Annotated in this window: 13 protein-coding genes; 4 read left to right on the plus strand and 9 right to left on the minus strand. The window is 71.0% G+C overall.

Annotation, left to right across the window (positions count from 1 at the left end):
- Positions 1–194 precede the first annotated feature (194 nt).
- From JOE48_RS19140 to JOE48_RS19150, 3 genes are read right to left on the minus strand one after another with little or no spacing between them, the layout of a single operon-like run.
- Positions 195–830 carry a Smr/MutS family protein gene (locus JOE48_RS19140; RefSeq protein ID WP_210032160.1) on the minus strand — a complete coding sequence of 212 codons (636 nt, stop codon included), beginning with the start codon at positions 828–830 and terminating at the stop codon, positions 195–197.
- Positions 827–2041, minus strand: a complete 1215-nt coding sequence (locus JOE48_RS19145; RefSeq protein WP_409518598.1) for a murein transglycosylase A — start codon at positions 2039–2041, stop codon at positions 827–829. The genes JOE48_RS19140 and JOE48_RS19145 overlap by 4 nt, the downstream gene beginning before the upstream one ends.
- An 18-nt stretch (positions 2042–2059) precedes the next feature.
- Positions 2060–2773, minus strand: a complete 714-nt coding sequence (locus JOE48_RS19150) for a Tim44/TimA family putative adaptor protein (protein ID WP_210032161.1) — start codon at positions 2771–2773, stop codon at positions 2060–2062.
- A 337-nt stretch (positions 2774–3110) separates the two neighbouring features.
- Between JOE48_RS19150 and secB the strand changes: the two genes are divergently transcribed.
- Positions 3111–3611, plus strand: a complete 501-nt coding sequence (gene secB / locus JOE48_RS19155; RefSeq protein ID WP_210032162.1) for a protein-export chaperone SecB — start codon at positions 3111–3113, stop codon at positions 3609–3611.
- Between the two features lie 20 nt (positions 3612–3631).
- On the opposite strand, the gene JOE48_RS19160 is transcribed toward secB, so the two are convergent.
- Positions 3632–4507 carry a LysR family transcriptional regulator gene (locus JOE48_RS19160; RefSeq protein WP_210032163.1) on the minus strand — a complete coding sequence of 292 codons (876 nt, stop codon included), beginning with the start codon at positions 4505–4507 and terminating at the stop codon, positions 3632–3634.
- Between the two features lie 88 nt (positions 4508–4595).
- Here JOE48_RS19160 and JOE48_RS19165 point away from each other — a divergent pair, with 88 nt between their 5' ends.
- The 3 genes from JOE48_RS19165 to JOE48_RS19175 all read left to right on the plus strand — a co-directional run bounded on the left by JOE48_RS19165 (position 4596) and on the right by JOE48_RS19175 (position 6943).
- Entirely contained in the window at positions 4596–5156 is a 561-nt protein-coding gene (locus tag JOE48_RS19165; RefSeq protein WP_210032164.1) for a DUF4865 family protein, read from the plus strand.
- Positions 5157–5182: 26 nt separating this feature from the next.
- A complete protein-coding gene (locus tag JOE48_RS19170) occupies positions 5183–5575 on the plus strand; it encodes a tautomerase family protein (RefSeq protein ID WP_210032166.1) in 393 nt (130 codons plus the stop codon).
- 135 nt (positions 5576–5710) lie between these two features.
- The gene (locus JOE48_RS19175) at positions 5711–6943 is read left to right on the plus strand and encodes an MFS transporter (RefSeq protein ID WP_210032168.1); all 1233 of its coding nucleotides are present in this window, start codon (positions 5711–5713) and stop codon (positions 6941–6943) included.
- 191 nt (positions 6944–7134) lie between these two features.
- Here the strand turns inward: JOE48_RS19175 and JOE48_RS19180 are convergent, their stop codons facing one another.
- The 5 genes from JOE48_RS19180 to JOE48_RS19200 form a co-directional block, all read right to left on the minus strand.
- Entirely contained in the window at positions 7135–8010 is an 876-nt protein-coding gene (locus JOE48_RS19180; protein ID WP_210032170.1) for an RNA polymerase factor sigma-32, read from the minus strand.
- Between the two features lie 314 nt (positions 8011–8324).
- Positions 8325–8930 carry a CarD family transcriptional regulator gene (locus tag JOE48_RS19185; protein WP_210032171.1) on the minus strand — a complete coding sequence of 202 codons (606 nt, stop codon included), beginning with the start codon at positions 8928–8930 and terminating at the stop codon, positions 8325–8327.
- A gap of 504 nt (positions 8931–9434) precedes the next feature.
- Positions 9435–9773 (minus strand): ferredoxin FdxA, encoded by a 339-nt coding sequence (fdxA, locus tag JOE48_RS19190; RefSeq protein WP_210032172.1) that lies wholly within the window; start codon positions 9771–9773, stop codon positions 9435–9437.
- Positions 9774–9987: 214 nt separating this feature from the next.
- Positions 9988–10281, minus strand: coding sequence for an RNA-binding S4 domain-containing protein (locus JOE48_RS19195; protein ID WP_210032173.1), 294 nt, complete (start codon positions 10279–10281; stop codon positions 9988–9990).
- 9 nt (positions 10282–10290) lie between these two features.
- Entirely contained in the window at positions 10291–13680 is a 3390-nt protein-coding gene (locus JOE48_RS19200; protein ID WP_409518641.1) for a helicase-related protein, read from the minus strand.
- Positions 13681–13714 lie beyond the last annotated feature (34 nt).

Here is a 13714-nt window from a genome sequence, read left to right on the forward strand (position 1 = left end):
GAACGGCTGTGTGCACGGCGCCGCGTGCGCCGTGTGTCGATATCGGCGCGAACGGGCCCTGCCGCAACAGCATGGCCCCGCGCGGTTTGACGCCCCATTGGGTCGAGCAAGACGGCCAGAAGGCGCCTCGGGGCGGGGGAGGCCGAAGGCCCTGCCCCCGTTGGACGATCCAAGCCGGAACGCAGCGCGATGCCCTATCGGCGCCGCAGGCGCACATACAGCGCGCCGCCGCCACCGTGGTGGCGGGCGGCCTCCTCGAAGCCGAGGACGATTCCGCGCAAGTCCGGCCCCCGAAGCCAGTGCGGCACGCTGCGGCGCAGGACTCCGCGCTCGGCGAAGGCCTCGGAATAGCCCGGTCCGCCCTTGCCGGTGACGACCAGCACGTAGCCATGTCCGGCGGCCCGCGCCCGCAGCAGGAAGCCCGTGAGCGCGGCATGAGCCTCCGCCTGCACCATCCCGTGCAGGTCGATCCGCGCCTCGATGGCGAGGCGCCCGCGGCGCAGGCCGACCTTGGCGGTCCGCTCCAGCCCCGCGCTCGGCGTGTTGTGCTGCGGCGGCGCCTGATAGGGGGCGGCGGTCACAGGATGCAGCGGTGACGCTGCCGGCTTGGGCGGAGGCTTCGCACGCGGTTTCTTGGCGACCGGTGCCGCGCTCGGCTTCAGGATCGGGGTCGACAGTGCCGGCATGGTGGCACCCGGCGTCGCCGGGACAGGGGCGGCATCGGGGATCGGCGGCGCGCGTCCGGGCAGCGGGGTCACCAGCTTGGCGATCGCGTCCCACAGCCGGACCTCGCCCGCGCTCAGGCGGCGCCCGCGGCGGGGCGGCCTCACGGCGCCCGCTCCTGCGCCGGGTTGCGCTTCGGCAGCAGGACCACCAAGCCGATGGCGTCGCGCAGGTTTCCGGCGACGATGCCGGCCTTGGCACCGGTGCCGACGAAGAGATCGCCGCGGGCCGGCCCGACGATCGCCGATCCGGTGTCAGCGGCGATCACGAGGCGCCCGGCCTCGCCTCCGGCTCGATCGGGCAGCTTTCCGGCGAGCCAGAACGGCAGCCCGTAACGCCACAGGCCGGCATCCACCGCGAGGCTGTAGCCGGGGCTCAAGGGCGCGTTCGCGGCGCCCGGGGGACCGAGAGCCGGATCCGCCACCTCGGCGAGGCGGAAGAAGATGTAGGAGGCGTTCGCACGGATCAGCCGCCGGCCGGCGTCGGGATGGTCGCGCAGCCACCCGGTCCAGCGGGCGAGCGTCAGGCCTTCGAGGGGCAGGTGCCCCGCCTGCACGATCAGCTTGGCCACCGCCGTGTAGGGCTGACCGTTGCGCCCGTCATACAGCACCCGCACCGCGCGCCCGTCCGGCAGGCGGACACGCCCTGAGCCCTGCACCTGCAGCACGAGCAGATCGACGGCGTCGCGCAGCCACAGGATCGGCCGTGCGCGCGCGCCGAGTGCCCCGTCCTCGATGGCGGCGCGGTCGGGGTAGGGAACGAACCCGGCGGGGGTGGCCCGTGCGGCCCGCAGGGACGGATCGAGGCCGGGGCGGGTCTCGCCGGGGCCGAGGGAGACGAGATCGTCGGGGCGGGCGAGCACCGGCGTCGGGAACTCGGCGGCGGCATCGAGGGACCCATCGAGTTCCGGCTCGAAATAGCCGGTCAGGAAGCCGGGCTGCCCGGCTCCCGGCCGCTCCACGCGGAACGCGTCGAAATGGTCGCGGAAGAACGTGGCGGCATCCGGCACGTCGCCCACGGACGCCGCGCAGGCCTCGGCCAGGGCTTCGGGATCGCCCGCCACGCCCGCGGGCTGCGGCAGGGCTGGCGGCGGCGCGGCGCAGACCCGGCGGAAGGCGTCGCGCGCGGCGCCGGGATCCGAGCCGGGAAAGCCCGGCAGGGTCTCGATCGCCACGGGTGTCAGGACGGCGCCGCCGATCCTCTCCGGGGCGGCGCTGGCCGGACGGGACAGGACAAGCGGGGTCAGGATAAGCGCGGCGGCGACGGTGGCCGGAACGGTTCCGAATGAGAGGCCGGATGAGAGGCTTGGCAGCGGCACGGCCGGGCTGCCACGCGTTCAGGCGCCGGCCTCGGTGGCCACGAGCTGCCAGTTCGGGTCGCGCGAGCCGAGGGTGCGGGCGAAGGTCCAGACATCCGGCACCTCGACCACGGTCTCGGCGCTGCCGTCGACCACCTTGCCCTCCGCGTTGCGGGTGGCCGTGATGAGGTTCGACAGGAAGCGCACCGTCACCTGCGCAACACGGTTGCGCACTTCCACGGCGACGATTTCGGCCTTGTCGATCGAGACGAAGGTGGTCTCCAGCGTCTGCCGGTTGCGCTCGCGCTCGACGATCGCCCGCTCGAACGCCTCGCCGACCTCCTTGGACAGGAGCCCGCGCAGGGTCTTCCGGTCGCCCTTTGCGAAGGCGATCATGATCGCCTCGTAGGCCGATTTGGCGCCCTCCAGGAAGGTGCGCGGATCGAAGCCGGGCTCAGCCTGGACGCAGGCCTCGAGGCCGCGCGCGATCTCGGAGCCGGGCTCGGCGATCCCGCGCCAGTCCCGAGGCGCCGCGGCCGGCGGCGGCGCGGGCTGAACCCGGTCGGCGCCCGGCAGGCGCACCACGTTGTCGCCCTCCGACCGCGCCTGGGGCTCGGTCCGGCTGCGGTCGACCGGCTTGAACGGCGAGCGCTCCGCTCCGGTCTTCTGGCCGAGCACCGAGCGCAGACGCCAGATCACGAAGACTGCGAGCGCGAGGAAGATGATGGTCGTAACGTCGAAACTGTCCTGCATCACCGATCCGATGGTGGCCGCGGCAAGACCCTGTGCCGGTTGCTCAGGTCAGACGCGGTGCGGCGCCGTCGAGGCGCGCATAAATCCTGCCGACTCATATCCGACCAACGCGTCCGGAGCGAGCCGGTTGTACACGTGCGGTGTCGGCTCGCGCGGCTCGATCCCGATATGGGTCGCTCGGGTCGGCAACGCCAGCGTCGCACCAGCTCGCTTGTCCAGGGATGGTCCGCGTGTTAGCGGCCCTGCCGTTTGGGCAGTTCCGCGGCTTTATCCGGCGGCACCCGCCGCGACACCAACACGCGCCGGCCGCGCCGGCTGATCGAGAAGGATGATCCGCATGGCCGATTCTCCGGCAGCGAACGGCAACGGCGGCGGCATGCCGCAGGGCGACGTGCCGACCATCAACGCCCTGGCGCAATACACGAAGGATCTCTCCTTCGAGAATCCGAACGCGCCGCGCTCACTGCAGCCGAAGGAGGGCCAGGGGCCGCAGATCAACATTCAGGTCAACGTCAACGCGCAGCAGCTCTCCGAGACCGATTTCGAGGTCGAGTTGAAGCTCGAGGGCGATGCCAAGGTCCAGAACGAGGTGCTGTTCGCCTTCGAGGTGACCTACGCGGGGGTGTTCCGCCTGCTGAACATCCCGGCCGACCAGATCCATCCGGCCGTGATGATCGAGTGCCCGCGCCTGCTCTTCCCGTTCGCCCGCCAGATCGTGGCCGAGGCGGTGCGCAACGGGGGCTTCCCGCCCCTGTACATCGACCCGATCGATTTCGTCGGTCTCTACCGGCAGAAGGTGATCGAGCAGCAGGGCGCCCAGGGCCCGCTCGCCTCCTGAGGCCCACGACCGGCGGCCCGTCAGCGGCCGCCGGGGTTGCGGTAGGCCGCCGCCAGGGCGCGCAGGGCCTGGGCGGCGCTCCCGTCGAGGCGGCGGGCGCGCAGCACGATCCAGGTCCGGGGCAATTCGGGCAGGCCGAGCCGCGCGCCGACCTCCGCGGCGCCCGGGGGCGCGGTGCTCGGCGCGAGGGCCGCGATCGCGAGGCCGGCCGTGACCGCTGCCCCGACCGCCAGCACCCCGCCGCCGACGAAGACCTCGGTCCAGGGCAGGCCCGCCGCGTCGAGGACGCGCGTCGCGGCACCCCGGACATTGCACGGACCGGCGAGACCCGCGAGCCGCAGCGGCTCGCCCGCACGCGGCGCGGGAAAGTCCGGCGCGGCAAACCAGCCCAGGCGCTCCTCCGCCAGCACCGTTCCGTCGTGCCCGGAGGCTGATTCCGTACGGAGGATCACGGCGTCGTAGCCGCCCTCGCCGGGCGTGTCGAAGGCGCTCGCGAGATCCCGCGAAGGCACGATCCGCACCTCCGTGACGAGACCGGCCCCGTCGAGGCCGAGCCGCCTCAGCAGCGCGGGCAGGCTTGGCCCGGCGACGTGGTCGCTGATGCCGAGGCTCAGCCGGGCCGGCACCGTCGCGGCGACCTCCGCCAGCGCGCTGTCATGTGCCTCCAGAAGCCGCCGGGCCGCCGGCAGGAACTGTGCCCCCTGACGGGTCAGGGCGACGTGCCGCGGTGTCCGGTCGAGAAGGCGCGTGCCGAGCCTGTCCTCCAGGCGCTTGAGCCGCAGGCTGATCGCCGCCTGCGAGGTGGCAAGCGCCTCGGCCGCACGCGTGAAGCTGCCGAGATCGGCCACACGCACGAAGGTCAGGACACCGTCGAGATCGAGGGGAGGTACAGTCATAAGCAAGTGAAATGACAGATATCGTCTGCGATATGTCGCAGTTATCAAACGACCGTGCAAGCCTGTCGACCCCAACGAGGTTTGCCCGATGCTGATCGCCCGATACCGTCACCGCCTGCCGGCCGACTACGACATGAAGCGCATCCGTGATCGCGTCGCTGAGCGGGCGCCCGCCTGGGACGCCATCCCGGGGCTGGTCTTCAAGGCAGTCACGATCGAGGAGCAGGCACGGGCGGGGGCGGCGAACGCCTACAGCTCACTCTACCTATGGCAGGATGCCCGCGCGGCCGCCGCCTTCCTGGCCGCTCCGGCTTTCCGGGCCGTCGTCGACAGCTTCGGGCGGCCGCGCGTCGAGACCTGGCTGCCCGCGGCCGTCGATTTCGGGCCTGCCACCACGGCCCTTTTTCTGTCGGAGGAGACGCGCCTCGTTGCCCCCGAGGAGGATCTCGCCAGTCTGAGCGAGGCCGAACGGTCGCGCGGCCGCGCCATCGCCGGCGAGACAGGCATCCTCGGAACATTGGCCGGCCTCGATCCCGAGGTCTGGCGGCTGACCCGCTTCACGCTCCGGTCTGAGCCGCTCGCCGGTACGCCCGCCGTCGCGATCGCACATCTCGCCCATCCCGGCCTCGCGGCGGCGCGCGGCCACTGATCACCCGGCTTCCTTGGAGTGTCTCGATGCCCCTGACCCGTATCTCCCTGCGCGCCGGCACGACGGAGGCTTATCGCGCCGCCCTCGTCTCCGGCATCTACGCCGCGATGCGCGAGACCTATGCGGTGCCGGACGGCGACCTGTTCACGGTGATCCACGAGCATGCGGCGGCGGATTTCATCTTCAGCCCGGAATATGTCGGCATCCGCCACGGTGAGAATCTCGTGATCGTCCAGATCGTCGCGAGCGCCACCCGCAGCACCGCACAGAAGCGGGCCCTCTACGCCGCCATCGCCGGCAATCTCGGCCGCGATCCCGGGTTGGATCCGGCCGAAGTCGTCATCGTCCTCGTCGAGGTCTCGCCCGAGAACTGGTCCTTCGGTCACGGCCTGATGACGTATGGACCTTCCGAATCCTGACCGCGCGACGCGGATTCGTGCGGTCCACAGGTCCGGCGGCATCCGTGCGCGGTTTGGTGACGCGACGGGCGGCCCGGGCTTGACCGTAACCGGGGGCAAGTCCAGGTCCGGGGCCCGAAACGGCTCCCGGATCGCATGGCTCCCACCGCTAACCTTGCCCTGATCAACCTGTTCATCGGGGATATCCAGGGCGGCCTCGGGCCGTTCCTGGGAACCTGGCTGGCGGAGGCAGGGTCTTGGAGCCCCGCGCGGGTGGGGTTCGTCATCACCCTGGTCGGGTTCGGCACTCTGTTCCTCAGCGGCCCGTTCGGCGCCCTGGTCGACCGCTCGCGCTCGCCGCGCCTCCTGATCGCCCTGGCCTGCGGGGCGATCCTGGCGGGCACGCTGCTGCTGCTTCCGGCCCGCAGCTTCCCCGCCGTGCTGTGCGCACAGCTTCTCGCGGCGGCGGGCGGCACCCTGCTGCTGCCCGCCGTCGCGGCCCTCACCCTCGGCATCGTCGGCAAGGACCGTTTCCCGAAGCAGCAGGGCCGCAACCAAGCGTTCAATCACCTCGGCATCCTGATCGCAGCCGGCGGCATCAGTCTCGGCACGGGCTATTTCGGCCCCGCAATCGCGTTCTGGGTCCTGGGTGGGATGGCGGTCGCGGCGATCGTCGCGACGCTGACCACACCGACCGGCGCCTGGAGTCGCCGCCGGGCCGTCGGCTGGAAGGAGGACGACGCGGATGAGCCGGAGCGCAGCGGCATCCGGCAGGTTCTCGGAAACCGCCGGCTGCTGGTGCTGACCGTGGCGCTGACCCTGTTCAACCTCGGTAACGGCGGCATGCTCTCGCTGCTCGGCCAGAAGCTCGTCGCCAGCAACGCGGACGCCACCACCTGGACGGCCCGCTACGTGATGGTTGCGCAACTCGTGATGGTGCCGGTGGCGCTGTTCGCCGGATCGCTCGCCGACAGGCGGGGCCGCCGCCAGATGTTGATGGTCGCTTTCGCGGTCCTGCCGGTCCGCGCGCTGATGTCGGGCCTGATCGACGATCCGGTCTGGCTGATCGCCGCCGAGGTGCTGGACGGCGTGGCCTCGGGCATCGTCGGCGTCGCCGTGCCGGTGGTGGTGGCCGACCTGACCTGGGGCTCAGGCCGGACCCAGACGGCGCTGGGCAGCGTCAATGCGGTGCAGGGCGTCGGCGGCGCCCTGTCGAGCTGGTACGGGGGCTTGGCGTACAGCATGGTCGGCTGGACCGGCGCATTCCTCGCCCTCGGATTACCAGCGCTCGTCGCCTTGGCGCTGGTGATCTGGCTCGACGCAACCCCCGAACCCGGTCGCCGTCGCCGTCGGCGGGAACGGCACAGCGCCGCCGTCCAGAGGGCTTGAGCCGGCAGCACGATCCAAAGGTTCGCATCGACCCGTCTCTGCGAGCGCAGCGTAGCATTCCAGACGGCGCTGCGCTCTCCGGCCTCGCGCGCCACTTCGCGACGCGCGCAGACGGCGACGTCGCGAACAGCGGGCCCCTGGAAATGCGAAAGCCCGGCCGAGGCCGGGCTTCGGAATGACGTTCGTGTCGATCAGCCGATATGCGGGCTGCCGGTGGCGGCCGGGAAGCGATCGGCCAGGGCTCGGCGCAGCTTCTCCAGGGCGCGGTTCTCGATCTGGCGGACCCGCTCCTTCGAGATGCCGAGGCGCTGCCCGAGGGCTTCGAGGGTCGCCTGATCCTCGGCGAGGCGACGCTCGCGCAGGATGCGCAGCTCGCGCTCGGACAGCACGGTCAGCGCCTGCTGCAGCCAGCTGAGGCGACGCTCGCCATCGACCGTCGCGCTCACGGTCTCGTCCGGCAGGGCCGCACCGTCGACCAGAAAGTCCATGCGCTCCGAGGAGGCGTCGTTGTCCTCGCCCACGGGGGCGTTGAGCGACATGTCCGGACCGGACAGGCGCGCGTCCATCAGAGCCACGTCATCGCGAGAGACGCCGATGGCGCTGGCGATGCGGCGGTGGATCTCGTCACCGACATGCTCTTCGGTCGATTGCATCAGCCGGGCGCGCAGCCGGCGCAGGTTGAAGAACAGGGCCTTCTGGGCCGACGACGTGCCGCCGCGTACGATCGACCAGTTGCGCAGGATGTAATCCTGGATCGAGGCCCGGATCCACCACGTCGCGTAGGTCGAGAAGCGAACGTCCCGCTCGGGCTCGAAACGGGCGGCCGCTTCCATCAGGCCGACATGCCCCTCCTGCACGAGATCGGCCATCGGCAGGCCGTAATGACGAAAACGCCCCGCCAGGGCGATGACGAGGCGCATATGGGCCGAGATCAGGCGGTGCAGGGCGCGCTCGTCACGATCGTCCTTCCAGCGGACGGCGAGGCCGCGCTCTTCCTCCCGGGCCAGGAAGGGCGCCTCCATGGCAGTCCGTATGAACTGCCGACGAATTCCCGCGATCTCAGCCATCCGCCTGCCTCTTGTTGTCGAGTGCTGTTGCGGCGCCGGACCTGCTGCCCGGCGCGCAGGCGTCACCGAGGGGCGACGCCAGGCAACCGACAACGGAAGGCTCAACGCGAAAGTTCCGCCGCGTTGCCCCAGAATGCGACAGCCGCCCGGCCACGATTTCGTGTTCTGTCGGGATGACATGGGCTTGGCCGCCGCTCTGTCCAGTCCCCGATCCTGCGAAGATGCCCCGGCGGCCGGCAGCGGCGGCGTCTGCAGCCCAAAAAAAACCCGGCCACAAGGGCCGGGTCTGCTGTTGTCTCAGGGCGTGGCCGGCCTCAGGCCGCCTCCTCCTGAATGTCGTCGCCTTCGCTTTCACCCTCGGCTTCAGCCTCGGGCTCAGCCTCGCTCTTGGCCCGCCGCGGCGACTTCGCGAGGCTCTGCTCGATGAGCTTGAGGGCCTCCGTCTCGGTGATGCGGTTCACCGAGGAGATTTCGCGCACGATCCGATCAAGGGCGGCCTCGTAGAGCTGACGCTCGGAATAGGATTGCTCGGGCTGGGCCTCGGAGCGGAACAGATCGCGCACCACTTCGGTGACGGCCAGCAGGTCGCCCGAGTTGATCTTGGCCTCGTATTCCTGGGCGCGGCGCGACCACATGGTGCGCTTGATCCGGGCGCGCCCGGTCAGCAGGTCCAGCGCCTTCTTCACCAGCTCCGGCTCGGCCAGCTTGCGCATGCCGACGCTGTTGGCCTTCGCGGTGGGGACGCGCAGAACCATCTTGTCCTTCTCGAACGACACCACGAACAGCTCAAGCTTGTAACCCGCGATCTCCTGCTCCTCGATCGCGGTGATGCGACCGACGCCGTGGGCCGGATACACGACAGCCTCGCCGGTCTTGAAGCCCTGCCGGCCTGTGGTCGTCGTCTTCTTGGCTGTGGTCATGCGAGAAGGGCCTCCACTGGCGCGCAGCATTTCGATGCCGCGCGAAACCGTGTTCTTCCGGGCGGGACACCCGGTTTGCCTCGCCGCTCCCAGGACGCTCGCGCGATGCGAGATCCCGGGCGTTCCCCGGCGCGGCCGCGCAAAAGCCTGGAACGTCCGCCGAAGTCGCCTTCAGCGGTCGGTTGCGTACCACTCCTAACCCACGAAGATCGAAGGTGTTTCGGCTGGAGGAAGCACGTCAGGCGCAAGCGACGGCAGACAGATTGTGTACCACAATCCGGCGCGCAGATCAAAGCATACCTGAAGACGCACACGCATGCCCTGCGCGGCGCGGAAGAGTTTTACACCGGCGCGGCCGGGCAGAAATGCCGCCGCCGCGGATCAGGGCTTCGTAAGACGCAGGCCCAGCTTCGCCACCGCACACAGTGGTCTGCCGGCAAATCTTTCCTCGGTCAGCGAGCCTGGCAGAGTTTCGGCGGGCAAGCCTGCGAGGCCGCCCCCGGCTCAGTCACCGGAGCCGGGGTTGGACGAGAAGTGCGCCTCGAACTTCCCCGACTTGCCGTCCCAATCCTTGGCGTCGGAGGGGGCTTCTTTCTTTTGCGTGATGTTGGGCCAGGTCTTGGCGTAGTCGGCGTTCAGCTTCAGCCACGTGTCGAGGTTCGACTCGGTATCGGGCTTGATCGCCTCGGCCGGGCATTCCGGCTCGCACACGCCGCAATCGATGCACTCGTCCGGGTGGATGACGAGCATGTTCTCGCCTTCATAGAAGCAATCCACCGGACAGACCTCGACGCAGTCCGTGTACTTGCACTTGATGCAATTGTCGGTGACGACGTAGGTCATCGGATGTCTTCGTCCTAAAACACGACTTGGCCCGGGCGGAGCCTGGGGACGGCCCGCACGCCCGGGTGGCGCTGCGAGGGGACGCCGGTGAGGTCCGGCGCGGAGCCGGGCTTCGAAGGCCACGGCTCTAGACCCTGCCTCCCGGGCTGACAAGCGCGCGGGCGCCGCATGTTGCGCTACCGATCGCTCTCCGGACGGTTGTGGCCCCGTCTCATCACTCGGTCGCTTCCGCGTGGACGGAACCGCCCGACAGATCGTCGTAGAGAAGCCGCGCCTCAGGGGCCGGTCCCCGCCGCGCACCGAGCCCGAGGACCCGCACGGCCAGCGTGGCGTGGGGCGCGGCGACCGTCACCACATCGCCGATGCCGATTCCCTTCGCCGGGTTGTCGGCGCGCGTCCCGTTCACGCGCACGAAACCGTCCGAAGCCAGCCGCGCGGCGAGGGACCGGGTCCGCGCGAAACGTGCGAACCACAGCCATTTGTCGAGGCGCTGCCGGTCCTCCCGCATACGCGGGGATCAGCGCTTCCCGCCGTCGCCGGCTTCGAGCTGGGCCTTGAGCGCGGCCAGCTTGGCGAAGGGCGAATCCGGATCCGGCGCTCGTTCCCGACGCGGCGGCCGCTGATCCGGCCGCGGACCCGCATGGCGCTGCTCGGCGCCGCGCTGATCGTCCCGGCGCTCCGGCCGGCCGCCCTCGAAGCGGTCGCGACGGGGGCCGCGATCCCGTCCGGGACGCGGTCCGCCTTCTCCGCCCTCGGCTGTCCGGCGATGCTCCGGCCGGCCGCCCTCGGGACGTCCCTGTCCGGAAGGCTGGGCCTGCTGGCCGGCGTCGCGGCCGCGACCGGCCCCGCGGGGACGGTTCTGTGGACGCTGATGGGCCGGGCGCTGATGGCGCTGCAGACGCCACACCTCGATCTGAGGCACCTCCGCGGTCGGCTCGCCGTCCGGGGTCGCGGTTTCGGCGGCCGCCTCGGCCGCCCTCTCGCCAGCGCCTTCGGAGGCCCCTTCGGCGCTGGCTTCGGCCGGCTCAGGCTCGGAAGGCTCGGAATCTGGCTCGCTCTCGGCCGCGACAGGCTCCCGGGGCGCTTCGGCCGGCTGATCCACCCCGGCGGCGGAGTCCGCGGCCCGTGTCGTATCCGCTGCCGGTTCCGCAGCGGCCGCCTCGGCCATGGGTTCCGGAGCCGGGATCTCGGCGGGGGGCTCCTCGGCTCCGCTTGTGGGGACGCCTTCCGCTGAGACGTCCTCCGCGGAGGCGTGGGCGTCCTCGGCGGAGTCTTCGCCGCGCTCGGCGGTTCCCGCGGAGGTCTCATCGTCGGCCGGTTCGGCGGCATCCGCCTGCGCGGCGACCGCCTCGTCGGCGGAGGTCTCGGCGGCCGCTGCCGGCACGGCCGGCGCGGTGGCGGCGGCCGGGACGAGCGGCACGGTGATGGCCGGGCCGGGGCGCGCCTCGGAATTGTAGCCCAGCGACTTCAGGATCGAGGCGAAATCCTCGCCCGAGCAGCCGACCAGCGAGGTCATGCCGACGGTGGCCACGAAGCCGTCGCCGTCGGCGGTGCCGTCCGGCGGGGCACCCGGCGTGGTGCCGGGCCGGTAGGCGATCGCCGGGCGGATCAGGTCGGCGAGCCGCTCCAGGATGTCGACGCGCACCGCCCGCTCGCCGCTGACCCGGAAGCCGGCGGCGCGGTAGAGCCCCTTGGCGATCTCGCGATCGACCTTGATCGACGTGCGGCCGGACCCGGCCAGATGCGCGATCTCGTCGAGGCCGCGCTGGTCGAGGCCGCCGTTCCGGAGGGCCCAGAGCTGCGCCGCGAGCGTGCGGGGCGCCGGCTTCAGCAGGGCCGGCAGGAAGATGTGGTAGGCGCCGAACCGGACGCCGTGGCGGCGCAGCGCCCCGCGGCCGTCCTGGTCGAGGCTGCGCATCTCCTGCGCCACCTTCGAGCGCTCCAGCACGCCCAGCGCCTCGACCACCTGGTAGCCGATCCCCTTGGCGAGCCCGGTGATGTCGGCCGCGGTCTCGATCTCCATGAGCGGGCCGAGCAGGCGCACGATATAGGCCTTCAGCCACGCGTCGAGGCGCGCCTCGACCTTCTCGCGATGGGCGCCGGTCAGGCTCTCGTCCGCCAGCAGACGAATCTGCGGGGCGAACAGCTTCTCGCCGGGCGTGAGCTTGGCGACGGGTGCGCCGGTCCAGCGGATCGTGCCGTCATGCGCGAGCACGAGGGTCGAATCGGCGGTGGCGCCGAACCGGTCGGCCCGCGCCTCGATCTCGCCGGCAAGCGCCTTGTCGGCTGCACTCCTCAGGGTCTTGGCCTCGTGCCCCTCAGCGCTGGCATCGGGAACGAACAGGAATCCGTGAAGGTGGCCGACATGCTGACCCTCGACGGTGACGTCACCGTCGGCGGTAATCTGGGCTTCGAGCATCGTGTTCTCTCTCAGGCGCCGCATCAGGACGCTTGTGCGCCTGTCCACGAAGCGGCTCGCGAGGCGTTCGTGCAGGGCGTCGGACAGCCTGTCCTCTACCCGACGCGTCTCGCCCTGCCAATGTTCTGGGTCGCGCAGCCAATCGGGACGGTTTGCCACGAAGGTCCAGGTGCGTCCCTGCGCGATCCGGCGGGACAGCGTGTCGATGTCGCCGTCGGTCCGGTCGATCATCGCCACCTGCTCGGCGAACCACGTGTCGGGGATCCGCCCGGCCATGCCCTTCATGAGGAATCGGTAGAGCTGGGCTACGAGGTCGGCATGCACCTGCGGGTGGACCTTGCGGTAATCCGGCACCCCGCAGACGTCCCAGAGCCGCCGGACCGTGGCGCCGCTCCGCGCCATGTCGCGGATGTCCTCCTCCTTCATCAGGATCTCGAGGGCCTGCTGGTCCTCGCCCATCGGGGCGCGGGTCAGGCCCGATTCGCGCGGGTGCTCGTCGAGGCTCGCCTGCAGCGCCTCCAGGTTGGCGAATGCGAGATCCGGATTGCGCCATTGCAGGATGCGCAGGGGGTCGAAATCGTGACTCTCGAGGCGCTCCACCAGCTCGGGCTCGAAGGGTGGGCAGCGGCCGGTGGATCCGAAGGTTCCGTCCGCGAGGTGGCGCCCGGCCCGGCCGGCGATCTGGCCCATCTCGGCGGGGGTGAGCTTGCGGAAGCGGGTGCCGTCGTATTTCCAGTTCGCCGCGAAGGCGACGTGGTCGACGTCGAGGTTGAGGCCCATCCCGACCGCGTCGGTGGCGACGAGGTAATCCACGTCGCCCGCCTGGTACATCTCGACCTGGGCGTTGCGGGTCCGCGGCGAGAGCGCGCCCAGCACCACCGCGGCGCCGCCGCGCTGGCGGCGGATCAGCTCGGCGATGGCGTAGACCTCCTCGGCCGAGAAGGCGACGATCGCCGTGCGCCGGGGCAGGCGCGAGAGGCGCTTCTCGCCCGCGAAGGTCAGCTGCGACAGCCGCGGCCGGGTGGTGGTGTGGACGTTCGGGATCAGGCTCTGGACCAGCGGCAGCACGGTCGAGGAGCCGATCAGCAGGGTCTCCTCGCGGCCGCGGACGTAGAGCAGCCGGTCGGTGAAGACGTGGCCGCGATCCATGTCGGCGGCGAGCTGGATCTCGTCGATGGCGACGTAGGCCACATCGAGGTCCCGGGGCATCGCCTCGATGGTGCAGATCCAGTAGCGCGGCCGGTCCGGCTTGATCTTCTCTTCCCCGGTCACCAGCGCGACCTTTTCCGGGCCGACCTTGGCGACGACGCGCAGGTAGACCTCCCGGGCGAGCAGCCGCAGCGGCAGTCCGATCATCCCGGTCGGGTGCGCGAGCATCCGCTCGATGGCGAGATGCGTCTTGCCGGTGTTTGTCGGCCCGAGGACCGCCGTGACGCCGCGGGCGCGGGCATCGCGGGGCAGCGAGCGGCTGGGCGAGGGGCGAAGCAGGGCGTCGATGGTCGGCGGTTCCTTCGGACGGGAA

This window comes from Methylobacterium sp. PvR107 (genome assembly GCF_017833295.1).
Lineage (GTDB): Bacteria > Pseudomonadota > Alphaproteobacteria > Rhizobiales > Beijerinckiaceae > Methylobacterium.